The sequence below is a fragment of the Burkholderia glumae LMG 2196 = ATCC 33617 genome, assembly GCF_000960995.1.
GTDB lineage: Bacteria > Pseudomonadota > Gammaproteobacteria > Burkholderiales > Burkholderiaceae > Burkholderia > Burkholderia glumae.
The window spans coordinates 1,466,545-1,489,459 of record NZ_CP009434.1 but is presented as its reverse complement, the minus strand read 5'-3'; the positions used below and the strand labels follow the sequence as shown (position 1 = coordinate 1,489,459).

Sequence of the window (22,915 nt, the reverse complement as noted above, 5' to 3'; positions counted from 1 at the left end):
CGGCGCATCCTCGGCGGCGACGGCCGCCGGCGGCTGCTTGTGCGAGCGGATCGGCAAGCCGGCGTTCTCGCCGCCCATCGCGCCCCGGCTCGAGCGGAGCGCCGGGCCAGGCAATCAGCGTCGGCGCTCGCTCAGGCCGTGGCGTTCAGCGCCTCGGCCAGCGCGCCCACCAGGCTGTCGATCTCGCGCGGCTCGGCGATGAACGGCGGCGCGAGCTGGATCGTGTCGCCGCCGTAGCGCACATAGAAGCCCTTCTCCCAGCAGCGCATCGCGATCTCGAACGGACGCCGCGCCGGCTCGCCCGGCAGCGGATCGATCGAGATGCCGGCGGCGAGGCCGAAGTTGCGGATGTCGGCCACGTGGCGCAAGCCTTTCAGGCCGTGGACGGCGTTCTCGAAATGCGGCGCGAGCGCACGCACGCGGCCCACCCCGTCCTCGCGGCGCAGCAGTTCCAGCGCCGCGTTGCCGGCCGCGCAGGCCACCGGATGCGCCGAGTAGGTATAGCCGTGCGGGAACTCGACCAGATATTCCGGGCCGCCCGCGGCCATGAACGTGTCGTGGATCTCCCGCGTCGCCACCACGCCGCCGAGCGGCTGCGTGCCGTTGGTGACCTGCTTGGCGAAGTTGAGCAGGTCCGGCATCACGCCGAACGCGTCGGCGCCCGTCAGCGCGCCGGCACGGCCGAAGCCCGTGATCACCTCGTCGAAGATCAGCAGGATGTCGTGCGCGGTGCAGATCTCGCGCAGCCGCTTCAGGTAGCCCTTGGGCGGCACCACCACGCCGGCCGAGCCCGAGAACGGCTCGACGATCACCGCGGCGATGTTCGACGCGTCGTGCAGCGCGATCAGGTCGAGCAGCCGGTCGGCCAGCTCGACGCCGTGCTCGGGCAGGCCGCGCGAGAAGCGGTTCTGCGCGAGCTGCGTGTGCGGCAGGAAATCGGCGTCCACGCCCTGGCCGAACAGCTTGCGGTTCGCGCCGATCCCGCCCACCGAGATGCCGCCGAAGTTCACGCCGTGGTAGCCCTTCTCGCGGCCGATCAGGCGCGTCTTGGTGCCCTTGCCCTTGGCGCGCCAATAGGCGCGGGCCATCTTCAGCGAGGTATCGGCGGCCTCCGAGCCCGAACTCGTGAAGAACACGTGGTCGAGGCCGGCCGGCGTCAGCGCCTTGATCCGGTTCGCCAGCTCGAACGACTGCGGATGGCCGAACTGGAAGCCCGGCGCGTAGTCGAGCTTCGCGATCTGGCGGCTGACCGCCTCGGTGATCTCGCTGCGGCCGTGGCCGAGGCCGCAGCACCAGAGGCCCGACAGGCCGTCGAAGATCTTGCGGCCGGCCGCATCGGTGTAATAGGCGCCCTTGCCCTCCACGATGATGCGCGGGTCCTGCTTGAACTGGCGATTGCCGGTAAACGGCATCCAGTGGGCGTCGAGCCAGGCGGCGTCGGTGCGGATCGCGTCCGCTTGCGGGGGGGCGGTCAGTTCGGTCATGTCGGCAGGCGCGGCGCGCTCCTCGTGGTTCGGTGTGTTGCGCATTGTTGGGGCGCCGGATAGTCTTTTGAATATCGCAATATCAATGTTTACTTGAGCATTCATGCAAGTAAGAACTTCCAAGCATCGCGCGCTGCTCGGCCAGCTCAGCGACATGGACCTGCGCCTGCTGCGCGTGTTCAAGGTGGTCGTGCAGTGCGGCGGGATGGCCGCGGCCGAACTGGAACTCAATATCGGGATCTCGACCATCAGCCGCCACGTGAAGGACCTCGAAACGCGGCTGGGCCTGGTGCTGTGCCGGCGCGGGCGCGCCGGCTTCACGCTGACGCCGGAGGGGCAGACCGTCTACGAGGAAACCCTGCGGCTGCTCGCGTCGCTGGAGGCGTTCCGCAGCCGCGTGGACGGCATTCACGACCGGATGGGCGGCGAGCTGCAGATCGCCATGTTCGACAAGACCGCCACCAATCCGGCCGCGCGCGTCGCCGACGCGATCCGCCGCTTCACGCAGGCCGCCCCCGACGTGGGGTTGAACCTGCATGTGGGTTCGATCCAGGAGATCGAGCGCGGCGTGATCGACGGCAGCTACCAGATCGGCATCATCCCCGAGCACCGCAGCTCGGGCAGCCTCGTCTACACCGCGCTGTTCGACGAGCGGATGCTGCTCTATTGCGGCGCCGGCCACCCGCTGTTCGGCGCCGCGCACCGGCGGCTGGGCTGGGAGCGGATTCGCGAGCATGCCTTCGCCGGACTCGGCTTCCATTCGCCGAACCTGCAGCTCACCCATCGCGCCAGGCTCACGCGCAGCGCCACGGCCTCGGACCAGGAGTCGATCGCCACGCTGATCCTCTCGGGCTGCTTCCTCGGCTTCCTGCCCGACCACTACGCCGAGAGTTTCGAGCGCGCCGGCCGCATGCAGGCGGTCGCGCCGCACCGCTTCCAGTACCGCTGCCGGTTCGTCAGCCTGCACCGGCGCTCGCCGCAGCCGTCGCGGGCCGCGCTGCTGTTCCAGGAATGCCTGGGCGCCGCGCATGCGGGCGGTGCGCCCGGGCAGCCGGCGGCGGGCACGAGAGAGAAGGACGGGAATGCGGCACCGCGGGCGAACGGCGCACCGGCGGCACGCCGCGCCGCACGCAAGACCGGCACGGCCTGAGCGGCGCGCCTTTCGCGCAGGGCCGGCGCGCCGCCCGCCGGCAGGCAGCGCCGCCCTCAGCCCTCGCGCGCGGTGCCGAGATGCGTGTCGAGAAACGCGATCATCGCCTCGTAGAACTCGTACTGGTTCTCCTCGTTGGCGAAGCCGTGCCCCTCGTCGGCCTTCAGCATGTACTTGACGTCCACCCCGCGCTCGCGCAGCGCGGCCACGATCTGGTCGCTCTCGGCCTGCTTGACGCGCGGATCGTTGGCCCCCTGCGCGACGAACAGCGGCGTGACGATGCGATCGGCGAAGAACAGCGGCGAGGCGTCGTGCAGCGCCTGCCGCCCGGCCTCGGTGTTCGGGTTGCCGATCTGCTCGTACATCATCTCGCGCAGCGGCTTCCAGTAAGGCGGCATCGATTCGAGCAGCGTGAACAGGTTGGAGACGCCGACGTAGTCGACGGCGGCCGCATAGCGCTCGGGCGTGAACGCGACGCCGGCCAGCGCCGCGTAGCCGCCGTAGCTCGCGCCGTAGATCGCGACGCGCGCCGGATCGACGAGCCCCTGCCCCACCAGCCAGTCGACGCCGTCGTCGATGTCGTTCTGCATCGCCCGGCCCCACTGGCCGAAGCTCGCCTCCCAGAACGCGCGGCCATAGCCCACCGAGCCGCGGAAGTTCATCTGCAGCACCGCATAGCCGCGATTGGCGAGCAGCTGCACCTCGGGATCGAAGCCCCAGTGGTCGCGCGCCCACGGCCCGCCATGCGGGTTCACCACCAGCGGCAGCTTCGCGGCGCCGGGCGCGTCGGGCTCGACGCCGGCCGGCAGCGTCAGGTAGCCGTGAATGCGCAGCCCGTCGCGCGAGGTGTATGCGATCGGCCGCATCGGCGCCATGTCGGCCGGATCGAGCCACGGCGCGAGATCCTCGATCTGCGTGAGTTGGCGCGAGCCGGCGTGGTAGAACCAGACCGCGCCCGGCGACAGGTCGCGCGCGTTGCGCACCAGCATCCGCGATTCGTCGCGCGTGAGACTCGCGATGCTCGATTCGCCGCCCGGCAGGCGCGCGTCGAGATCGGCGTAGATGTCGGCCACCCGCGCGTCGAAATGATGCGCGCGGACCCGGTCGTCCTCGTACCAGGCGGTGGTCAGCACGCGCCGCTCGCGCGAGAAGCTCATGCCCTTCACGTCCACCTCGGCGTGCTCGAACAGCAGCGTGCCTTCCAGCCCGGTCTGCGGATCGAACTCGAAGATCGCGACGCGGTCGCGCCCGCGGTTGGACAGCACGTAGAGCCGGCGGTCGTCGAACGTGAAGAAGAGCGGCGCGAGCGCCTCGCGGAAGTTGGTGGTGACGAGCGCGCGAAACGGCTCGCTCTCCTCGTCGCGATAGAGCAGCGTCCGGTTCACGCCGTCCGACGAGACGGCCACGCGCAGCCGCCCCGCGTGGTCGGTCATCCAGCCGAGGACGTTGCCGGGGTTCTCGGCGACCAGGCTCGCCTCGCCGGTGATCACGTCCACCCGCAGCACGTCGAACACGGTGGCGTCGCGGCGGTTGTGCGACAGCAGGACGTGGCGGTCGTCGTCGATCAGCCGGTCGACGATCGAGGCGCGCACGCCGTCGTAAGGCGTCAGGTCCACGGCCGGGCCGCCGTCGATCGGCACCGACAGCACGTGGTAGTTCTCGTCGCCGCCGAAGTCCTTCACGTACAGCACGCGGTCATTGCCCTTCCAGACGTAGCCGGACACGTCGCGCGCCGATTCGTGGCTGAGCACGCGCGGCTCGCCATGGACGCGGCCCTGGCCGTCGATGGCCTGCACGAACAGATTGAGGCGGCCGGCATGGCGCGCGAGGAACGACAGGTGGCGGCCGTCCGGCGAAAGCTGGAAGCCGGTGCGTGCGGGGCGGCGAAAGAAGTCGCGGACATCGTGGCGTTTGACGGGCGCCGCACCGGCGGCGCGCTGCGGGATGGGTTCCATGGGCTCACCTGTTCGGTTGGTGTCCAGGGCGCGCCGGCCAGAGCCGGCTCGCCCGGCTGAAGGCTCGGGCGGACCCGCCATTCTAGCGCCGCCGCGCGGTCGAAAGCGTTGTCCGGCGCCGGCCACCGCGCCTTAGCGCACGGAACCCGGCGCGGCATCGCGCGCGCAGGGCACGGCCGCGCCGAGCCGCTCGCGCAGCGTCTCGACGGCGCGCGCCATGCGGCTCGACAGCCCCCATTCGGCGCGATGGATCAACCAGAGCGTGTCCATCACCGCGGCGCCGCACTCCACCACCTCGATCGCGTCCTGGCGCGCGAACGCCTGCCGCGCGTAGCGCGGAATCACCGTGAAGCCCAGCCCGCGCGCGACCGGCTCGAGGATCAGGCCGACCTGGTTCGTGAAGGCACGGCGCGGCAGGCCGCACACCCCGGGGTGGTCGGGGAAGCGCCGGCTCAGCAGGCGGCTGGCCATCGCGATGCCGTCCGGATAGTCGATGAAGCCGAGCCGTTGGAGGTCGCCCCAGTCGTGCGCGCGCTCGCCCGCCGGCACCACGAGTTCGAGCGGCTCCTCGGCGAAGCGGCGGGCGGCGAGCCGCTCGTCGTCCGGCTTCAGCGTGACGATCCCGACTTCGTAGCGGTTCGACAGCACCGCTTCGAGCACCTCGCGATCGGGCGCGAAGCGGTGCCGCACCACCAGGCCCGGCGTTTCGAGCTGCATGTCGAGCAGCCAGGGCGCCATCGCCAGGCCGATGCTGCCGGGCGTGATGAGGCTGATCTCGCCGCACTCGGCGTCGGCCTCGGCGAGCCGGCTGCGCAGGCGCCGGTCGGCGCGCGCGAGCTCGGCGCAGTAGTCGAGCACCACGCGGCCGGTGGGCGTCACGTCGATACCGCGCGGACGCCGGATCACGAGCAGCCCGAGCTGCTGTTCCAGGTGGCGCAGATGCTGGCTGACGGCGGCCTGCGTGAGGCCGAGCCGCTCCGCCGCGCGCGTGAAATTGCCGGTATCGACGAGGGTTTCGAAAGTGCGCAGCCACTGCGGGTTCAGCAGCGTGTTGCCGGCGACGAAGCCGGACGACGCGGTGGTCATGATCGGGAGCGGGTGGAGAGTCGGAGCGATTCAGTGTAGCAGCCGGGCGCGGCCGCCCGGCACCGGCCGCGAGCCGGCCGGCCGCAGCGCCGAGCGCGCCCCATCGCGCACAAAAAGACCTGCCTCAAGCCCCGGCTCGCCAGTGCTTGCGTTACGCGCTACGATCCCCGAGCATTCATCACCTCGCCGCCGCGCGGCTCGCCGGGCGTGCCCGCCGGACAGCCGGGCGCGGACGGCTGCGAATCGATCTCGGGAGCCCCAGCGGTGACACAGAACATCTACGACGATCCGGCTTTCTTCGCCAGCTACGCCCAGCTGAACCGCTCGATTCACGGGCTCGACGGCGCCCCGGAATGGCCGGCGCTGCGCGCGCTGCTGCCCGACCCGCGCGAGCTGCGCATCGTTGATCTCGGCTGCGGCTACGGCTGGTTCTGCCGCTGGGCGGCCGAGCACGGCGCGGCCAGCGTGCTCGGCATCGACGTCTCGGAGCGCATGCTCGAACGCGCCGCCGCCTCCACCAGCGACACGCGCGTCGCCTACCGCCGCACCGATCTCGAACGGCTCGACCTGCCGGCCGCCGCATTCGATCTCGTCTACAGCTCGCTGGTGTTCCACTACATCGAGAACCTGCCCGGGCTGATGCAGGCGATCCACCACGCGCTGGTGCCCGACGGCCGGCTGGTGTTCTCGATGGAGCATCCGGTGCTGACCGCGCCGGCGCATCCCGGCTTTCGCAGCGACGCCGACGGCGGCCGCTTCTGGCCGCTGGAGGGCTATCAGCGCGAGGGGCGGCGCGAGGTGAACTGGCTGACCGAGGGCGTGATCAAGCAGCATCGCACGCTCGGCACGCTGCTGAATCTGCTGGTGGAGTCGGGGTTCGTGTTCGAACATCTGACCGAATGGGGGCCGACGCCGGCGCAGGTGGCGGCGCAGCCCGAACTGGAGAAGGAACGCGAGCGGCCGATGATGATGCTGGTGGCCGCGCGCCGGCGCGCCCGCTGAAGACGGCCGCGGGCCGATTACATCTTCACCTGGTCGACGAAGGTCTTCTTGCCGGCCTTGTAGCCGTACAGCGAGATCACGCCGTGCTTCAGGTCGCCCTTCGCGTCGAACACGGTCTGGCCGATCACGCCCTGGTGGTCGGTGGCCGGCATCGCCGCGAGGATCTTCGCCGGATCGGTCGAGTTCGCGCGCTTCATCGCGTCGACGATGATGTACACCGCGTCGTACGAAAACGGCGCGTCGAACTTGATGATCTGGCCGAAGCGCTTCTGGTACTTGGCCTGGAACGCCGCGCCGCCCGGCATCGTCTCGAGCGCGGCGCCCGGCTGCGAGCAGATCACGTTGTCGGCGGCCGGGCCGGCGAGCTCCGACAGCTGCTCGGTGCAGACGCCGTCGCCGGAGAACAGCTTCGCGCGCAGGCCGAGCTGGCGCGCCTGCTTGGCGAGCGGGCCGCCCGTGGCATCCATGCCGCCGTACATGATCGCGTCCGGGTTCTCGCCCTTGATCCGGGTGAGGATCGCGCGGAAATCGACCGCCTTGTCGTTGGTCGCGTCGTGCGAGAGCACCTTGATGCCGAGCGCCTTGGCCTTCTTCTCGAACTCGTTGGCGAGCCCCTGGCCGTAGGCGGTGGAGTCGTCGATCACGGCGACGGTCCTGATCGACTTGGCATGCGCGTAGCTCGCGAGTGCCGGGCCCTGCTGCGCGTCGGTCGCGACCATCCGGTAGGTGGTCTTGAAACCCTGCCGGGTGTAGACCGGGTTGGTCGCGGACGGCGAGATCTGCACGATGCCGGCATCGCTGTAGATCTTCGAGGCCGGGATCGAGGTGCCCGAATTCAGGTGGCCGACCACCGCCGCGACCTTCTCGTCGACGAGCTTCTGCGCGACCTGCGTGGCCGTGCGCGGGTCGCCCGCGTCGTCCTGGCCGTCGAGCTGCAGCGTGATCTTGCGGCCGCCGATCGTCAGGCCCTGCGCGTTGATCTCCTCGACGGCGAGGCGCGCGCCGTTCTCGTTGTCCTTGCCCAGATGCGAGGCACCGCCCGTCAGCGGTTCGACGCTGCCGATCTTCACGACCTGGTCCGCCAGCGCGCCGCTCGCGGCCGTCAGCGAAAACAGCGCGGCGACGCCGAGCCAGATGGCGGCGCGCGCGCCGGCCATGGATGTCTGCTTCATGCGAAAGGGTTCCTCCGGTTGCATGGTGGGAAAGGCGGGGTGGCAAAGGCGGGGTCGGACCGCGGCGGGGTCGGACCGCGAGGTCGGACAGTGTACTGAAATCGAAAGGAAAACCCCATGGCCGCCGCATTTTTTTATGACTCGGCGACACGCCGGCCCGGGCGGCGACGGCGTGGATCGCGCGGCACTGCCGGCGGTACGGGCGGTGGCATCGGCGCCGCAGCCGGGCGGCGCCGCGAACGCGGGGACGCTCGCCGCCGCGGGCAGATCCGCACCGTTGGTCGCGCTCTCAGGCCGGCGGGCAATAGAGGGCATGTGAAATGCGCCGCGCGCCGCGCTTGGAACCGGAGGGCGCGCATCCGAGCCGCAAGACGGTGCGCGGCGCGAGCGCGTTGCGTGATCGGTGCGGTGACGGCCGATTGTTTCAATTTTCCGGCACGAGGCATCGAGGCATCGAGGCATCATCGAGGCACGGGCGGCCCGCCCCGCCGGTGCCGCGCGACATGCCGGCCGGCACGCCGAAGCCGGCTCGCGCAGCGGCGCCCGCCACGGCGCGGCACGCAACACCGCCCAGCCCATTTCGCCGCTCGCCAACGGCCCGGCCTCGGTCCTCGCGCCGCCCCCCATCGGCGCTCTCGCCCGTCCGGCAAGCTCGCAGCGCCCGGCCGCGGCACGCCGCCGGGCGCGCCGGCGCCACGAATCGCGGCTAAACGCCCCAAAATCCGTCTGCGCATCCACCACGGCGGACATCGATCCCTTTTTGCTCAAACCCCGGCGAGACATCGTCATGTCAAAATCGAGCCCTGCCAAAAAGCAAATCGTTACAAATCCGTATATATTCCGCCGATGGACCAAAGAAAATTCATCGCGCCGCCGCCCCCTCGCACCTGGGACGCGCGGCTCGCGCGCCGGCTCGTCACGCCGCTCGTCGATACGCCCGTCACCCCGAACCACCTGACCACGCTGCGGCTGCTGATCGGCCTGGCCGGCGCGGTCTGCCTCGCGCAGGGCGGTTTCGGCTGGAGCAACGCGGGGGCTTTCCTGATCGTGCTGTCCAATTTCGTCGACCATACCGACGGCGAACTGGCGCGCATCAGCGGCAAGACCAGCAAGATCGGGCATTTCTACGACCTCGCGAGCGACGCGGTGATCACCGTGGCGCTGTTCGTCTGCATGGGGGCGGGCATCGTCGCCCAGGGCGGCCGGATGTTCGCGCCGCCGGTGCTGCTCGGCACCGTGGCCGGCGCGGCCGTGGCGCTGATCTTCTTCCTGCGCATGCGGATCGAATCGTTCGCCGGCAAGGCCGGCACCAGGCAGGCGTCGATCGGCGGCTTCGAGACCGAGGACGTGCTCTATCTGCTGCCGCTGGTGACGCTGTTCGACGGCGTCGAGCGCTTCGTGTTCGCGGCCGCGATCGGCGCCCCGCTGTTCGCGGCCTGGGTCGTGATCGACTACTGGCGCATCGTGCGCCGCGGCACCGCCCGTGCCGCCGCCAGCAATCCCACCGAAATCCAGCCGACGAAATGAGCACCCCCATCGAAGCCGGAATCGAGCCGCGCGCCGCCGGCGCGGCTGCCGGCGCGAGTGCGCCCGTGAGCGCCGACCGGATCGTCGCCGCCGCCGTGGCGACGCTCGACACCGACCGCCTGCGGCAGGACTTCGACCGCCAGGGCGCGTTCCTCTACCTCGAGCGGTTCCTGCCGAAGGAGGCCGCCGCGCAGCTGGCCGGGCTTGCGCGCGCGCTGCTGCCCGAGCTGAACCGGAACTATCTGCCGGGCCACAAGCAGGGCGGCAGCGTGAGCCGCCACACGATCGACGAGAAGGCGCCCTACATCGCCGAGCTGTACCGCTCGAAGGCGCTGCTCGGCCTGCTCGAGACGCTCACCGGCGACACGCTGCAGGTCTCGCCCGCCGACGATCCGCATGCCTACGCGCTCTACTACTACACGAAGCCGGGCGACCACATCGGCTGGCACTACGACACCTCGTACTACGACGGCCGCCGCTACACGCTCCTGATCGGCGTGATCGACGAATCCTCGTGCCAGCTCGAGTACGAACTGCACACGCGCAACCCGGCCCGGCCCGATGAGCCGGGCGCGGTGCGGATCGCCGACGGCGGCATCGTGCTGTTCGACGGCGACAAGCTGCGCCACCGCGTGACGCCCGCGCGCGAGAACGAGATCCGCGTCTCGCTGACCTTCGAGTACGTGACCGACCCGGGCATGCGGCCGTGGAAGCGCTTCATCTCGAACATGAAGGACGCGATCGCCTACTTCGGCTTCCGGCAGGTGTTCAAGCAGCTCGCGACGCGCCGCCCGACCCGCTCATGACGCGCGCCGGCCTGATCCTGCTGTCCGTCGGGACGGTATTGTTCATCGCGTTGCTGTCGTGGCAGGGCTTCGGCGCCGTGGTGTCGACGCTCGCCACGGCCGGCTGGGGCCTCGCCCTCGTCGCCCTGTTCCATCTGGTGCCGCTCGTGTTCGACGCGCGCGCGATCGCCGTGATGTTTCCGCGCGGCACGCCGGGCGCGTCGCTGCGCGATTCGCTGCGCGCGCGCTGGGTGCTCGAGTCGGTCAACAGCCTGCTGCCGGCCGGCCAGATCGGCGGCCCGGTGCTGATGGCGCGCTATCTCTCGCAAAAGGGCGTGCCGATGCCGCGCGCGGCCGCGGCCGTCACGGTCAGCACCACCATGCAGGCGCTCGCGCAGATCCTGTTCGCGCTGGCCGGGATCGCCACCTTCAGCGTCGGCACCCACAGCGAGGCGGCCGCGCACCTGCGCACCCCGGCGCTGATCGCCACGGCGCTGCTCGGCATCTGCGCGGCGGGCTTCTATCTCGCGCAGCGGCGCGGCCTGTTCGGCCGCGGGCTGCGCATGGTCTCGAAGGCGCTCGGCCCGCGCGACTGGCCCTCGCTCGCCACCCGTGCCGACGCGATCGACTCGGCAGTCGGCGAGCTGTACGGCAAGCGCGACCGCGTCGTGCGCACCTTCTGGTTCAGCTTCGCCGGCTGGGTGCTCGGCACCGGCGAGGTGTGGCTCGCGCTGCACTTCCTCGGCCACCCGGTCGGGCTCGTCGACGCGCTGCTGCTGGAGAGCGTCGGCCAGGCGATTCGCGGCGCCGCCTTCATGATTCCCGGCTCGCTCGGCGCGCAGGAAGGCGGCTATCTGCTGCTCGCCCCGCTCGTCGGGCTGCCGCCGGACGCGGCGCTCGCGCTGTCGCTCGCCAAGCGCGCGCGCGAGCTCGCGTTCGGCCTGCCCGGCATCCTGTACCTGCATTTCATTGAACGAAACTGGCAGCGGCGCCGTGCGCCGCAGCTCGCGGACTAAAGGCCCGCTCCGGGCCACGTCGCAACCAACCTTGCGTGGAGTATTCAATGCGAGCCATCATCCTCGCCGCGGGCCTCGGCCTGCGTCTGCAACTGCCTCCCGAGGCGCAATACCCGAAGTGCCTGCTGCGCTTCGACGAGGTCAGCCTGCTGGAACGGCACCTGCGCCTGCTCGAGTCGCTCGGCGTGACCGAGATCGTGCTCGCGCTCGGCTTCCAGTCCGCCAAGGTCGAGGCCGAACTCGCGCGCCTCGGCCGCCGTGCCGAGATCGTCCTGAACCCGCGTTTCGACCTCGGCAGCGTGCTGACGGTGCATACCGCGGCCGACGCGCTCACGCGCGGCGGCGACGTGCTGCTGATGGACGCCGACGTGCTCTATGACGACAGCATCATGCAGGCGCTGGTCGCGAACCCGGACCAAGCGGTGGACCGCCTGCTGATCGACCGCGACTTCGAGGCCGGCGACGAGCCCGTCAAGCTGTGCGTGAAGGACGGCGTGCCCGTGGAGCTGCGCAAGCAGCTCGCGGTGGACCTGCAGTACGACACCATCGGCGAATCGGTGGGCTTCTTCCGCTTCAGCGAAGCCACCGCGAAGCGCCTCGCCGAGATCGTCGCCGGCTACGTCGACTCCGGCCGCGCCAACCTGCCCCACGAGGAAGCCGTGCGCGACCTGCTGCTCGAAGGCGGCCGCGCCTTCGAGATCGCCGACGTGACCGGCGCCCCGTGGATCGAAATCGATTTCCCCAACGACGTCGCGCGTGCCCGCGACGAAGTTCTGCCGCTGATTCAGCGCAATACCGTAGGAGCCGCACGATGAATGCACGCGAACCCAATTTCACCGAATCCCGCGCCGCGCGGCTGCGGCGCATGCTGACGAGCCACGAGCTCGAATTCCTGATGGAAGCGCACAACGGCCTGTCCGCGAAGATCGTGCGCGAGGCCGGCTTCAAGGCGATCTGGGGCTCGGGCCTGTCGATCTCCGCCGCGCTCGGCGTGCGCGACAACAACGAGGCGAGCTGGACCCAGGTGGTGGACGTGCTCGAATTCATGGCCGACGCGAGCGATCTGCCGATCCTGCTCGACGGCGACACCGGCTACGGCAACTTCAACAACATGCGCCGCCTGGTGCGCAAGCTCGAGCAGCGCGGCATCGCCGGCGTCTGCATCGAGGACAAGCAGTTCCCGAAGACCAACAGCTTCATCGACGGCGAACGCCAGCCGCTCGCCGAGATCGACGAGTTCGCGGGCAAGATCAAGGCCGGCAAGGATTCGCAGCACGATCCGGACTTCTCGATCGTGGCGCGCGTCGAGGCGCTGATCGCGGGCTGGGGCATGGACGAGGCGCTGCGCCGCGCGCATGCCTACGCCGACGCCGGCGCCGACGCGATCCTGATCCACAGCAAGCTGTCGCGCCCGGACGAGATCCTCCAGTTCGCGCGCGAGTGGGGCAACCGCGCGCCGCTCGTGATCGTGCCGACCAAGTACTACAGCACGCCCACCGACGTGTTCCGCCAGGCCGGCATCAGCACCGTGATCTGGGCCAACCACCTGGTGCGCTCGTCGGCCGCCGCGATGCAGGCCACCGCGCGCGAGATCTTCGAGAGCGAGACGCTCGTCAACGTCGAGGATCGCGTGGCCACCGTCAACGAGATCTTCCGCCTGCAGGACGCCGACGAATACTCGGCCGCCGAGCGCCTCTACCTGTCGTCGTCGTCGCGCGCGTCGAACTCGGCGCTGGTGCTCGCGGCGAGCCGCGGCTCGGGCCTCGAGGCCGTCACCGAGGACAAGCCGAAGGTGATGCTGCCGATCGCCGGCAAGCCGCTGCTGCGCTGGCTGGTGGACGGCTTCAAGAAGGAAGGCGTAAACGACATCACGGTGGTGGGCGGCTACCGCGCCGACGCGATCGACAAGTCGGGCGTGAAGCTGGTGGTCAACGAGCGCCATGCCGAAACGGGCGAGCTCGCCTCGCTGGCCTGCGCGGTCGACCGGATCAACGGCGACACCGTGATTTCCTACGGCGACCTGCTGTTCCGCAGCTACATCCTGCGCGACCTGGCCGAGAGCGACGCCGAGTTCACGGTGGTGGTGGATTCGTCGCTGACCGATTCGCCGAACCAGAGCGTGCGCGACTTCGCGCTGTGCTCGGCCGCCGACGACCGCGGCCTGTTCGGCCAGAAGATCACGCTGCAGCGCGTGGCGAGCGACGCCGGCAACGGCGCGCCGCACGGCCGCTGGATCGGCCTCCTGAACGTGCGCGGCGCGGGCGTGGAGCGCCTGAAGGCGACGATCGCGACGCTGCAGTCACGCCCCGACTTCGACCAGCTCGACATTCCGGCGCTGCTCAACGCGCTGGTGGAGGCCGGCGAGCAGATCGCGGTGCAATACGTGCACGGCCACTGGCGCGGCGTGAACGACCTCGACGAATTCCGCCGCGCAGGCGACTTCGCGCACGGCCAGACGCCGCTCGCGAGCGGCACGGCCGACGGGGACGCGCAATGATCGAGGCGGCACAGTTCGTCGAGGCCGCGCGCGAGCGCGGCTTCGACTGGTATGCGGGCGTGCCCTGCTCGTACCTGACGCCGTTCATCAACTACGTGCTGCAGGACCCGGCGCTGCACTACGTGTCGGCCGCCAACGAGGGCGACGCGGTCGCCATCGTGGCGGGCGCGACGCTCGGCGGCAAGCGCGGCATCGCGATGATGCAGAACTCCGGGCTCGGCAACGCGGTCAGCCCGCTCACCTCGCTGACCTGGACGTTCCGGCTGCCGCAGTTGCTGATCGTCACCTGGCGCGGCAAGCCCGGTGAGCACGACGAGCCGCAGCACGCGCTGATGGGGCCGATCACGCCGCAGATGCTCGACACCATGGAGATCCCGTGGGAGCAGTTCCCGACCGAGGCCGAGCAGATCGCCCCGGCGCTGGACCGCGCGATCCGCCACATGGACGAGACCGGCCGCCCCTACGCGCTGGTGATGCAGAAAGGCAGCGTCGCGCCATATCCGCTGAAGGACGCGCCGATGCCCGCGCCGCGCCCGCAGGCAGCGCCGCTCTCGACGCGCGCCGCCGCGGCCGAGCTGCCGACGCGCCACGCCGCGCTGGCCGCCGTGATCGCGCGCACCCCGCTCGATTCGACCGTGGTGCTGGCCTCCACCGGTTTTTGCGGACGTGAGCTGTACGCGCTCGACGATCGCGCCAACCAGCTCTACATGGTCGGCTCGATGGGCTGCGTGACGCCGCTCGCGCTCGGTCTCGCGCTGGCACGCCCCGACCTGACCGTGGTGGCCGTGGACGGCGACGGCGCCGCGCTGATGCGCATGGGCGCGTTTGCGACGCTCGGCGCCTACGGGCCGAAGAATCTGGTCCACGTGCTGCTCGACAACGGTGCGCACGAATCGACGGGGGGCCAGTCCACCGTCTCGCCGTGCGTGTCGTTCGCGGGCGTGGCGGCAGCCTGCGGCTACGCGTTCGCGCGCGAGGGCGGCGATCTCGGCGTGCTCGACGCCGTGTTCGCCGAGCCCGCCGACGGCGTGCGCTTCGCCGGCGTGGCGATCCGCACCGGCGTGCCCGAAGGCCTGCCGCGCCCGAGCGTCACCCCGGTCGAGGTGAAGACTCGTCTGATGCGCCACATCGGCGCGGGAGCCCAATGATGCTGCTGCTGAATCCCGGCCCGGTCACGCTGACCGAGCGCGTCCGCCAAAGCCTGCTGCAAACCGACCTCTGCCACCGCGAAAGCGAGTTCTTCGACCTCCAGGACGAGGCGCGCGCGCGGCTGGTGGCCGCCTACGCGCTCGATCCGGCCGAATGGCAGGCGGTGCTGATGACGGGCTCGGGCACTGCCGCCGTCGAAAGCATGATCGCCGCGCTGGTGCCCGAGGACGGCAAGCTGCTGGTGATCGAGAACGGCGTCTACGGCGATCGCATCGCGCAGATCGCGAAGCAGTACCGGATCGCGCACGAGGTGCTGAAGCACGAATGGATGGAGGCGCCGGATCTGGCCCGCGTCGAGGCCGCGCTGGCCGGCGACCGCGCCATCACGCACGTCGCCGTGATCCATCACGAGACCACCACCGGGCGCCTGAACGCGCTCGGCCCGATCGCCGCGCTGTGCCGCGAGCACGGCGCGCGGCTGCTGGTGGACGGCGTGAGCAGCTTCGGCGCCGAGGCCATCGAGTTCGGCGACGAGGTGCTCGACGCGGTGGCCGCCACCGCCAACAAGTGCCTGCACGGCGTGCCGGGCGCGGCATTCGTGATCGTGCGCGGCGCGGCGCTGGCGCGAGCCGCGAGCCGCGCCTACTACCTCGATCTGGCGCGTCTGGCCAAGCTGCAGGCGCAGCGCAACACGCCGTTCACGCCGTCGGTGCATGCCTATTACGCGCTCGTCGAGGCGCTGCGCGAGTTCGAGGACGAAGGCGGCTGGCAGGCTCGCCACGCGCGCTATCGCGCGCTCGCCGGCCAGGTGCGCGACGGGCTCGCCGCGCGCGGCATGTCGCCGGTGCTGCCCGACGGCGCATCGTCGGTGGTACTGCGCGCCTACACGCTACCGGCCGGCGTCGGCTACCAGACGCTGCACGACGGCCTGAAGGCGCGCGGCTTCGTGATCTACGCCGGCCAGGGCGGCCTGTCGGCCTCGCTGTTCCGCGTCTCGACGATGGGCGCCATCACGCCGGCCGACATCGAGCGGCTGCTCGACGGCTTCAGCGCGCTCGCGCGCTGACCGGGCGCACCGGCGGCGCACCGCGCCGCCATCGAAAACGGTCGACGGGCAAGCGCCCGCCGGCCGTTTTTCGTGCCGGCCGGCGCGGCTCGCGCCGTGGCGGTGCGCCGCGCTCGCGTTTGTCCGGGCTCTCGGCACACGGGCGATCCATTAGAATCGCGGAACGTATCGGCCGCGCCGCTTGGGCGGCCGGCCCGCGCCGAAGCGCCGCCGCGCGAGCGCTCCGTTCTGCCACTGCCCGCCATGACCGCTGCCCCGTCGCCCCGCCTGCCCGCCGCGCTGCGCGCGCTGTTTCGCCCGCTGCTCGACCCCTATCGCCGCTACCGGCATGCGAAGCTGATCCATGCCGCGCGCGTCGCGCTCAGCGTGCTGGCGTCGATCGCACTGTCGACCGGGCTCGACATCCCGCACGGCGAATGGTCGTCGATCACGGTGCTGATCGTGATCGGCGGGCTCCAGCATCACGGCAACATCCGCAAGAAGGCCGCCGAACGCGCGCTCGGCACCACCATCGGCGCGCTCGCCGGGCTCGCGCTGATCGTGCTGCAATCCACGCTGCACGTATCGATCGTCACCTATCTGCTGATGAGCGTGCTGTGCGGGATCTGCGCCTATCACGCGATCGGCAAGGCCGGCTACATCGCGCTGCTCTCGGCAATCACGATCCTGATCGTGGCCGGCCACGGCGACAACGAGATCGTCGACGGGCTCTGGCGCGCGGTCAACGTGCTAGTCGGCATCGGCATCGCGCTGGCGTTCTCGTTCGCGCTGCCGCTCTACGCCACCTATTCGTGGCGCTACAAGCTCGCCGACGCGCTGCGCGCCTGCGCCATGGTCCACGCACGCATCGTCAGCGACCAGACCGTCAGCGACACCGCGCACCTGAAGGAGATGGCCGCGCTGAACGCGCTGCTGGTGCAGATGCGCTCGCTGATGCCGTGGGTGTCGAAGGAAACCGACATCACGATGGCGCAGCTCGACGCGATCCAGCGCTCGCTGCGGCTCGTGATCAGTTCGCTCGAAATGCTCGCGAGCGTGCAGCCGGCCGACGGCGACGTGACGGGCCGGCGCTATGTGCAGACCGCGCTGCGCGGCCTGAACCGCCGCATCCACGGGCTGCTGATCGGGCCGAGCCGCGCGCTGAAGTTCGGCACGCTCGCGCGGCTGCAGCCGCTGCCGGCGGTGAGCGGGCCGCATCATGCCGAGGTGCCGGCACAACTGTCCGGCTACGTGTCGATCAACGAGAAGATCGAGCGCGAATGCGATCTGATGCGGCAGCGGCTGCAGGACGTGTCGCCGCAATGGAACATCTAGCGGCGACGCGTGGCTTGCCCCGCGCGACAGGCAGCGGCCAAACCCGGGCCGCTGGCCCGAGCGCGCGGCGCGGCGGCGAACGCGGCCCGCGCTTCGGTTCGAAGTCTGGCGGCCGCCGGCCGATGGGCTTGAACGCGGCGCGACGCGCGGCCGGCCGCGTCGGCCGCACTCGGCATCAGTCGTGCGAGAGGCGGTTGCCCGCGTCGATCCGCACGCGGTCTCCCGGCCGCCAGTCGTCGGCATCCAGCAAGTCGAACGAGCGCAGCGCGCCATCGTCGAGCCTCAGGTCGAGGCGATAACGGGCGAGCGCGCTCAATGGCTGACCGGCCGGGTCGTCGGGCTCGCCGAGCATCGTTCCCAGCACGCCCGCCGGCCTCGTCGGGCCGCCGATCGGACGAACGCCGAGAACCATGCCGAACTGGGGCGCATAGGGCGCGGGCTGGCCATAGCCGGGCTGCGGCTGGCCGTTGCCTGGCGGCGGATATGGGCTGTCGTTGTCCTCGGACGGGTTGAGATAGATGGGCCGGCCCGGCGAGCCGGGTTGGTGTCGATAGCCCGGCAGACCTGGATATCCCCGCCGCCCTTGATATACCGGCTGCCCTTGATATGCCGGCTGCCCGCCCGCCTCGGGCGGCGCCGCCTCGTCGTCGGGCTGCTGCGGCCCGTAGCCGATCTGGCCGCCAGCCGGCCACGCTCCGCCGCCGCCGTAGCCAGGCACCGCGTTCGCCGGCGGGCCCGACATCGACGGATAGGCCGGCTGCGCGCCCGGTTGCGCATACCACGGCGCCATGCCGTCTCCCGCCTGTCCATACGGGCCGGCCGCCAGGCAGGCCGTGATCGGCAGCGCGACGCCGGCGGCCAGCGGAACCAACCGGACGGCCCGGGCAAGCACCAGGCGAAACAGGAAACGGGCGGGGATGGGCGTGGGCATCGTCGTGGCGGGAAGCGGAGGAATGGGCGCGGTAAGCAAGGCTGAGCGGCCAGGCCGAGAGGCAGCGGAAACACGGCAAGACCACCAACAGCGACCGCCGGGCCAGCGCCAAACCGCATGGCGATCACACCAGTATAAGCAACGCTCGCCCGTGCCCGTGCATGGCTTCGGGTAAGCATCTGTAAGGTCCGTTGCAACGGGCCGGCCACCACCGCGCGCGCTTCGGCATAATGTGGGGACGCCCGGCACGCCATCACGGCGAGCCGGCGTGGTGCGCGCAGCGATGATTCCGCCGCGGCACCCGGGCGGCCTGCCGGCACGGCAGCCGCGTCGCCCTCGTCCTCGTAACCGGCCCTCCCTGCGGAGTTCGCAGCATGTATCCACCTCTCGAACCCTACGCCCACGGCCATCTCGATACCGGCGACGGCCACCGCCTCTACTGGGAGCGCTGCGGCACGCCCGGCGCGAAGCCGGCGGTGTTCCTGCACGGCGGCCCCGGGGCGGGTTGCGCGCCGCGCCATCGGCAGTTGTTCGACCCGGCGCGCTACGACGTCCTGCTGTTCGACCAGCGCGGCTGCGGTAGATCAACGCCGCACGCGAGCCTGCGGAACAATACCACCTGGCATCTGGTCGATGATATCGAGCGGCTGCGCAACATGGTGGGAGCCGAGCGCTGGCTCGTGTTCGGCGGATCGTGGGGCAGCGCCCTCGCGCTCGCCTATGCCGAAACGCATCCGGCGCGCGTCAGCGAGCTGGTCGTGCGCGGTATCTTCACGCTACGGCATGCCGAGCTGCTCTGGTATTACCAGGAAGGCGCCTCGTGGCTGTTTCCGGACCTGTGGGAGTCGTTTCTCGCGCCGATCCCGCAAGCCGAGCGCGGCGACCTGATCAGCGCCTACCACCGCCGCCTGACGGGCGACGACGAGGCGGCGAAACTCGAGGCCGCGATCGCCTGGAGCGTTTGGGAAAGCCGCACCATCACCCTGCTGCCGAACCCGCAGCTGGCCGCCCAGTACGGCGAGGCCCACTACGCGCTGGCGTTCGCGCGGATCGAAAACCACTATTTCGTCAATCGTGGTTTCATCGAGGAAGGACAGCTGCTGCGCGATGCCCACCGGCTCGCGTCGATCCCCGGCGTGATCGTGCAGGGCCGCTATGACGTCGCGACGCCGGCCAGGAGCGCATGGGATCTCGCCAAGGCCTGGCCGGGCGCGAGCCTCGAAATCGTCGCCGATGCCGGCCACGCGTTCGACGAGCCCGGCATCCTGCGCGCGTTGCTGGCGGCCACGGACCGCTTCGCGGCGACGTGAGCGAGCCCGGCGCGGCGCGCCCGCCAAGCGCCGCGGCAGCTGCGCCGGCCCCGGCCTGGCGCCGGGCCGCCGGCGATTTTTCAACAACTGTCAGGCAACAAAGAGGTTCGAGTCGTGGTGGTCGGTGAACGTTTCAATAGCATCACGCATCTGGTCGGCGCGCTGATGTCGGTGGCGGGGCTCGCAACGCTCGTCACGCTGGGCGCGCTCGCGGGCGATGCCTACAAGGTGGTCAGCGCCGCCATCTACGGCGCCGCGCTGCTGGTGCTCTACGCGGTCTCCACGCTCTATCACAGCGTGCATCGGCCGCGCCTGAAGGCGATCCTGCAGAAGTGCGATCATTCGGCGATCTACCTGCTGATCGCCGGCAGCTACACGCCGTTTACGCTGATCACGCTGCGCGGCCCGTGGGGCTGGTCGCTGTTCGGCGTGATCTGGGGGCTGGCGGTGTTCGGCATCGTTCAGGAGCTCACGCTCGGGCGCCGCACGCGGACCGTCTCGATGGTGCTGTACGTGCTGATGGGCTGGCTCGCCCTCGTCGCGGCCCGGCCGCTGCTGGCGGCGCTGCCGCTCGGCGGCACGGCATGGGTCGTGGCGGGCGGCATCATCTACAGCGCCGGCATCTACTTCTTCGTCAACGACGAACGGATCCGCCACGGGCACGGCATCTGGCATCTGTTCGTGCTCGGCGGCAGCCTGTGCCAGTTCGTCGGCATCGCCTGCTACGTCATCTGAATCACGGCAGGATGCGCCGCCAGGGCAGCGGCGGCGCATCCGTGGTGAGGGCGGCGCCCGGCCCCGGCCGCCGCGCCGGCCGATACGCGACGGCGCCGGCCGGCCCTGCCGGTCACGGCGCCGAGCCGATGCCGCCGCCCGGCAGCAAGTCGTCGCCGGCAGCCGGCTCGCGCCGCTCGAAACGATCCTCCACCGAGCGCACGCCGTTGACGTCGGCGACGCCATCGAGCACGAGGCGGCGCTCGTCGTCGGCGATGCGGCCGGCCAGCCACGCCCGGCCATGCTCGACGCCCACCTCGATGTCGCGCGGATGGCTGGCCATCAGTGCGAGCGCGGCACGGATCCGCTCGACGATTCGTGCGTCGTCGAGCGCGTTCGCGTCACCGCCTTCATGGCCCGGCCCGCGGCCCGCGTTGCGCCATTCGGCCCGCAGGTCGGCGGCCACGCCGCGGGCCTGCTCGGCCACCCGCCTGGCCCCCGCGCTCGCGTATTCGCTCACGCCGTGGCGGGCCTCCACCGCCTTGTCGCGCACGTAGGCGCGGCGCCGGCGGCCCGCCTTCGGATCGAGAAAGTACATCGCGGCCGCGCCGCAGGCGGCCGCCGCCGCGATATTCAGCAAGGGTTTCATGAGGTTGGTCGGCTCCATGTCGGTCAGCACCGTAAGCGGCGGTCCGGACCATCCGGACCCTCCGCGGCAGCAGCATCGCGCGTGCCGCGCCGCGCGGCACCGCCCGTCAGCGCGCGTGGCCGCGCCGTTTGCGCCACAAATGACAGCCGCTTGAAAAAACTACCGCGCCAGGCGGCCTCGCGGCCACGGCGCTCGGGCGCGCGGCGGCGGCCGGCCCGCGCGGCACGGCGCTTGCTGGTGTTCTCGTCATCCCGGCACGACCGATGCCGCCCCATCGACGAAGGAGGTTTCCATGAGTGGCAAGCTGAACGATTGCAGGATCGCGATTCTGGCCGTAGACGGCTTCGAGCAGGTCGAGCTGACCGAGCCGCAGCGCGCACTGCAGGCCGAGGGCGCGAAGGTCGAGGTGATCTCGCAGAAGCCCGGCGAGATCCAGGGATTCAAGCACGTGGACAAGGGCGACCGTACCAGGGTGGATTTGACCTTCGAGCAGGCGAAGGCCGGCGACTACGATGCCGTCGTGCTGCCCGGCGGCGTGGTGAACGGCGACGCGATCCGGATGATCCCGGCCGCGCGCGAATTCGTGGTCGCGGCACATCAGGCCGACAAGCCGATCGCCGTGATCTGCCACGGCGGCTGGCTGCCGGTATCGGCCGGCATCGTCGAGGGCCGCCGCATGACGAGCTGGCCCAGCCTGCAGGACGACATCCGCAATGCAGGCGGCCAGTGGGTGGACGAGCGCGTGGTGAAGGACGGCAACCTGATCACGAGCCGCAAGCCGGACGATCTCGATGCATTCGTCTCGACGCTGATCGAGAGCCTCGCCGCACGGCCCGCGGCCGGCAAGGACGGCGAGCGCGGCAGCGCGGACAAGCACGCCTGATGGCCACGCGGCGGCGCAAGAAGCCGGGCGCGCGCGCGCCGCGCGGACCGCGCGCGCCGCGGGCTGCGCCGACGCCCGCGGTGGCGGCCGGTGCCGCGCTGCGGCACGTCGACGACCGGCGCCCCGGCTACACACGGCGGCGCACCCGCGCCGGCTTCGCCTACTACGACCGCGACGGCGCGCGGATCCGCGATGCCGCCGAGATCGCGCGCATCAACGCGCTGGCGATCCCGCCCGCCTATACCGACGTCTGGATCTGCCCCGACCCGCGCGGCCACCTGCAGGCCACCGGGCGCGACGCGCGCGGTCGCAAGCAGTATCGCTATCACCCGCAGTGGCGCGAGATCCGCGACGCGAACAAGTACGCCCGGATGGCCGCGTTCGGCCGCGCGCTATCGAAAATCCGCGCACGCGTCACGCGCGATCTCGCGAAGCCGGGCATGTCGCGCGACAAGGTCACGGCCACCGTGGTGCGCCTGCTCGACACCACGCTGGTGCGGATCGGCAGCCCCGAATACGCGCGCGACAACGACTCGTATGGCCTCACCACGCTGCGCAAGCGCCATCTGAAAGTGCGCGCCTCCAGCATGCGGCTCTGCTTCACCGGCAAGAGCGGCATCGAGCACGACGTCAACATCGAAGACCCGCGCGTGAAGCGCATCCTGCTGCGCTGCGCCGAGCTGCCCGGCCACGACCTGTTCCAGTACGTCGACGACGACGGCACGCGCCACGCGGTCGGCTCGGCCGACATCAACGATTACCTGCGCGAGGCGAGCGGCGCCGATTTCACCGCCAAGGACTACCGGACCTGGGCCGGCAGCGTGCTCGCGCTGACGGCGCTGCGGCGCCTGGCGTGGCGCGACGCCAGCAGCGCGCGCAAGCAGATCGTCGAGACGGTGCGCGCGGTGGCGACGCTGCTGCGCAACACGCCGGCCGTCTGCCGGCGCTGCTATATCCATCCGGTGGTGCTCGACAGCTTCGAGGCCGGCGAACTCTGCCTGCTCGGCCCGTGCCCGGTGCCGCGCGGCCTGCGCAGCGACGAAGCGCGGTTCGCCGCGCTGCTGCTGCAGACGGCGCGCCGCGCGAAGGCGGGCGCCACGGCGCGCCGGGCGCCGCGCGGCGCCCGGGCCACGGCGCCTGCCTCGCGCGCCGTGCCGGCCGCCTTGCAAGGCTGAAAGCCGCCGCCTGGCCCAGTTGGCAGGCGCGCGGTTTTTTCCTATCATGT

At 70.9% G+C, this 22,915-nt stretch carries 20 protein-coding genes; 14 read left to right on the top strand and 6 right to left on the bottom strand.

The window, feature by feature from the left end:
- Positions 1-131 precede the first annotated feature (131 nt).
- Positions 132-1,484 (bottom strand): omega-aminotransferase AptA, encoded by a 1,353-nt coding sequence (aptA, locus tag KS03_RS07660; RefSeq protein ID WP_026051440.1) that lies wholly within the window; start codon positions 1,482-1,484, stop codon positions 132-134.
- Between the two features lie 103 nt (positions 1,485-1,587).
- On the opposite strand from aptA, the gene KS03_RS07655 reads away from it, so the two are divergent.
- Positions 1,588-2,634, top strand: a complete 1,047-nt coding sequence (locus KS03_RS07655) for a LysR family transcriptional regulator (RefSeq protein WP_015877391.1) — start codon at positions 1,588-1,590, stop codon at positions 2,632-2,634.
- A 56-nt stretch (positions 2,635-2,690) separates the two neighbouring features.
- On the opposite strand, the gene KS03_RS07650 is transcribed toward KS03_RS07655, so the two are convergent.
- Both KS03_RS07650 and KS03_RS07645 read right to left on the bottom strand, forming a co-directional pair.
- Positions 2,691-4,589, bottom strand: a complete 1,899-nt coding sequence (locus tag KS03_RS07650) for a S9 family peptidase (protein WP_015877392.1) — start codon at positions 4,587-4,589, stop codon at positions 2,691-2,693.
- A gap of 132 nt (positions 4,590-4,721) precedes the next feature.
- Positions 4,722-5,675, bottom strand: a complete 954-nt coding sequence (locus KS03_RS07645; RefSeq protein ID WP_017432596.1) for a LysR family transcriptional regulator — start codon at positions 5,673-5,675, stop codon at positions 4,722-4,724.
- A gap of 264 nt (positions 5,676-5,939) precedes the next feature.
- Here KS03_RS07645 and KS03_RS07640 point away from each other — a divergent pair, with 264 nt between their 5' ends.
- Positions 5,940-6,677, top strand: coding sequence for a class I SAM-dependent methyltransferase (locus tag KS03_RS07640; RefSeq protein ID WP_015877394.1), 738 nt, complete (start codon positions 5,940-5,942; stop codon positions 6,675-6,677).
- A 17-nt stretch (positions 6,678-6,694) separates the two neighbouring features.
- Here the strand turns inward: KS03_RS07640 and KS03_RS07635 are convergent, their stop codons facing one another.
- On the bottom strand, positions 6,695-7,834 hold the full coding sequence (locus KS03_RS07635; RefSeq protein WP_039205372.1) for a branched-chain amino acid ABC transporter substrate-binding protein: 1,140 nt from the start codon (positions 7,832-7,834) through the stop codon (positions 6,695-6,697).
- 861 nt (positions 7,835-8,695) lie between these two features.
- On the opposite strand from KS03_RS07635, the gene KS03_RS07630 reads away from it, so the two are divergent.
- The 8 genes from KS03_RS07630 to KS03_RS07595 all read left to right on the top strand — a co-directional run bounded on the left by KS03_RS07630 (position 8,696) and on the right by KS03_RS07595 (position 17,203).
- Complete coding sequence (locus tag KS03_RS07630; protein WP_015877396.1) at positions 8,696-9,376, top strand: CDP-alcohol phosphatidyltransferase family protein; 681 nt, start codon at positions 8,696-8,698, stop codon at positions 9,374-9,376.
- On the top strand, positions 9,373-10,182 hold the full coding sequence (locus tag KS03_RS07625) for a 2OG-Fe(II) oxygenase (RefSeq protein WP_015877397.1): 810 nt from the start codon (positions 9,373-9,375) through the stop codon (positions 10,180-10,182). The genes KS03_RS07630 and KS03_RS07625 overlap by 4 nt, the downstream gene beginning before the upstream one ends.
- Positions 10,179-11,177: an HpnL family protein gene (locus KS03_RS07620; RefSeq protein WP_015877398.1), complete on the top strand. Its 999-nt coding sequence runs from the start codon at positions 10,179-10,181 to the stop codon at positions 11,175-11,177. Before KS03_RS07625 ends, KS03_RS07620 begins: the two co-directional genes overlap by 4 nt.
- Before the next feature lie 47 nt (positions 11,178-11,224).
- Positions 11,225-11,992, top strand: coding sequence for a phosphocholine cytidylyltransferase family protein (locus tag KS03_RS07615; protein ID WP_015877399.1), 768 nt, complete (start codon positions 11,225-11,227; stop codon positions 11,990-11,992).
- Complete coding sequence (aepX, locus tag KS03_RS07610) at positions 11,989-13,674, top strand: phosphoenolpyruvate mutase (RefSeq protein WP_015877400.1); 1,686 nt, start codon at positions 11,989-11,991, stop codon at positions 13,672-13,674. Before KS03_RS07615 ends, aepX begins: the two co-directional genes overlap by 4 nt.
- Positions 13,671-14,822 carry a phosphonopyruvate decarboxylase gene (gene aepY, locus KS03_RS07605; RefSeq protein ID WP_015877401.1) on the top strand — a complete coding sequence of 384 codons (1,152 nt, stop codon included), beginning with the start codon at positions 13,671-13,673 and terminating at the stop codon, positions 14,820-14,822. Before aepX ends, aepY begins: the two co-directional genes overlap by 4 nt.
- Positions 14,822-15,889 carry a 2-aminoethylphosphonate aminotransferase gene (locus KS03_RS07600; RefSeq protein WP_015877402.1) on the top strand — a complete coding sequence of 356 codons (1,068 nt, stop codon included), beginning with the start codon at positions 14,822-14,824 and terminating at the stop codon, positions 15,887-15,889. The genes aepY and KS03_RS07600 overlap by 1 nt, the downstream gene beginning before the upstream one ends.
- Before the next feature lie 243 nt (positions 15,890-16,132).
- Positions 16,133-17,203, top strand: a complete 1,071-nt coding sequence (locus tag KS03_RS07595; protein ID WP_015877403.1) for an FUSC family protein — start codon at positions 16,133-16,135, stop codon at positions 17,201-17,203.
- A 175-nt stretch (positions 17,204-17,378) separates the two neighbouring features.
- Here the strand turns inward: KS03_RS07595 and KS03_RS07590 are convergent, their stop codons facing one another.
- Complete coding sequence (locus tag KS03_RS07590) at positions 17,379-18,134, bottom strand: hypothetical protein (RefSeq protein WP_015877404.1); 756 nt, start codon at positions 18,132-18,134, stop codon at positions 17,379-17,381.
- Positions 18,135-18,508: 374 nt separating this feature from the next.
- Here KS03_RS07590 and pip point away from each other — a divergent pair, with 374 nt between their 5' ends.
- Positions 18,509-19,444, top strand: a complete 936-nt coding sequence (gene pip / locus KS03_RS07585; RefSeq protein WP_015877405.1) for a prolyl aminopeptidase — start codon at positions 18,509-18,511, stop codon at positions 19,442-19,444.
- A gap of 114 nt (positions 19,445-19,558) precedes the next feature.
- Positions 19,559-20,179 (top strand): PAQR family membrane homeostasis protein TrhA, encoded by a 621-nt coding sequence (gene trhA, locus KS03_RS07580; protein WP_015877406.1) that lies wholly within the window; start codon positions 19,559-19,561, stop codon positions 20,177-20,179.
- 112 nt (positions 20,180-20,291) lie between these two features.
- On the opposite strand, the gene KS03_RS07575 is transcribed toward trhA, so the two are convergent.
- Positions 20,292-20,807 carry a BON domain-containing protein gene (locus KS03_RS07575; protein ID WP_230674385.1) on the bottom strand — a complete coding sequence of 172 codons (516 nt, stop codon included), beginning with the start codon at positions 20,805-20,807 and terminating at the stop codon, positions 20,292-20,294.
- Between the two features lie 292 nt (positions 20,808-21,099).
- On the opposite strand from KS03_RS07575, the gene KS03_RS07570 reads away from it, so the two are divergent.
- Positions 21,100-21,690, top strand: a complete 591-nt coding sequence (locus tag KS03_RS07570; RefSeq protein ID WP_015877408.1) for a type 1 glutamine amidotransferase domain-containing protein — start codon at positions 21,100-21,102, stop codon at positions 21,688-21,690.
- The gene (locus KS03_RS07565; RefSeq protein WP_015877409.1) at positions 21,690-22,865 is read left to right on the top strand and encodes a DNA topoisomerase IB; all 1,176 of its coding nucleotides are present in this window, start codon (positions 21,690-21,692) and stop codon (positions 22,863-22,865) included. Before KS03_RS07570 ends, KS03_RS07565 begins: the two co-directional genes overlap by 1 nt.
- Positions 22,866-22,915: the final 50 nt, after the last annotated feature.

Excerpts from the sequence above, each read along its gene's own strand:
- KS03_RS07655 (WP_015877391.1), top strand. The coding sequence starts at position 1,588 with ATGCAAGTAAGAACTTCCAAGCATCGCGCGCTGCTCGGCCAGCTCAGC.
- aptA (WP_026051440.1), bottom strand. The coding sequence starts at position 1,484 with ATGACCGAACTGACCGCCCCCCCGCAAGCGGACGCGATCCGCACCGAC.
- KS03_RS07565 (WP_015877409.1), top strand. The coding sequence starts at position 21,690 with ATGGCCACGCGGCGGCGCAAGAAGCCGGGCGCGCGCGCGCCGCGCGGA.
- KS03_RS07620 (WP_015877398.1), top strand. The coding sequence starts at position 10,179 with ATGACGCGCGCCGGCCTGATCCTGCTGTCCGTCGGGACGGTATTGTTC.
- KS03_RS07650 (WP_015877392.1), bottom strand. The coding sequence starts at position 4,589 with ATGGAACCCATCCCGCAGCGCGCCGCCGGTGCGGCGCCCGTCAAACGC.
- KS03_RS07570 (WP_015877408.1), top strand. The coding sequence starts at position 21,100 with ATGAGTGGCAAGCTGAACGATTGCAGGATCGCGATTCTGGCCGTAGAC.
- KS03_RS07635 (WP_039205372.1), bottom strand. The coding sequence starts at position 7,834 with ATGGCCGGCGCGCGCGCCGCCATCTGGCTCGGCGTCGCCGCGCTGTTT.
- aepX (WP_015877400.1), top strand. The coding sequence starts at position 11,989 with ATGAATGCACGCGAACCCAATTTCACCGAATCCCGCGCCGCGCGGCTG.
- KS03_RS07615 (WP_015877399.1), top strand. The coding sequence starts at position 11,225 with ATGCGAGCCATCATCCTCGCCGCGGGCCTCGGCCTGCGTCTGCAACTG.
- KS03_RS07625 (WP_015877397.1), top strand. The coding sequence starts at position 9,373 with ATGAGCACCCCCATCGAAGCCGGAATCGAGCCGCGCGCCGCCGGCGCG.
- KS03_RS07590 (WP_015877404.1), bottom strand. The coding sequence starts at position 18,134 with ATGCCCACGCCCATCCCCGCCCGTTTCCTGTTTCGCCTGGTGCTTGCC.
- KS03_RS07645 (WP_017432596.1), bottom strand. The coding sequence starts at position 5,675 with ATGACCACCGCGTCGTCCGGCTTCGTCGCCGGCAACACGCTGCTGAAC.
- aepY (WP_015877401.1), top strand. The coding sequence starts at position 13,671 with ATGATCGAGGCGGCACAGTTCGTCGAGGCCGCGCGCGAGCGCGGCTTC.
- KS03_RS07630 (WP_015877396.1), top strand. The coding sequence starts at position 8,696 with ATGGACCAAAGAAAATTCATCGCGCCGCCGCCCCCTCGCACCTGGGAC.
- KS03_RS07575 (WP_230674385.1), bottom strand. The coding sequence starts at position 20,807 with ATGAAACCCTTGCTGAATATCGCGGCGGCGGCCGCCTGCGGCGCGGCC.
- KS03_RS07595 (WP_015877403.1), top strand. The coding sequence starts at position 16,133 with ATGACCGCTGCCCCGTCGCCCCGCCTGCCCGCCGCGCTGCGCGCGCTG.
- KS03_RS07600 (WP_015877402.1), top strand. The coding sequence starts at position 14,822 with ATGCTGCTGCTGAATCCCGGCCCGGTCACGCTGACCGAGCGCGTCCGC.
- pip (WP_015877405.1), top strand. The coding sequence starts at position 18,509 with ATGTATCCACCTCTCGAACCCTACGCCCACGGCCATCTCGATACCGGC.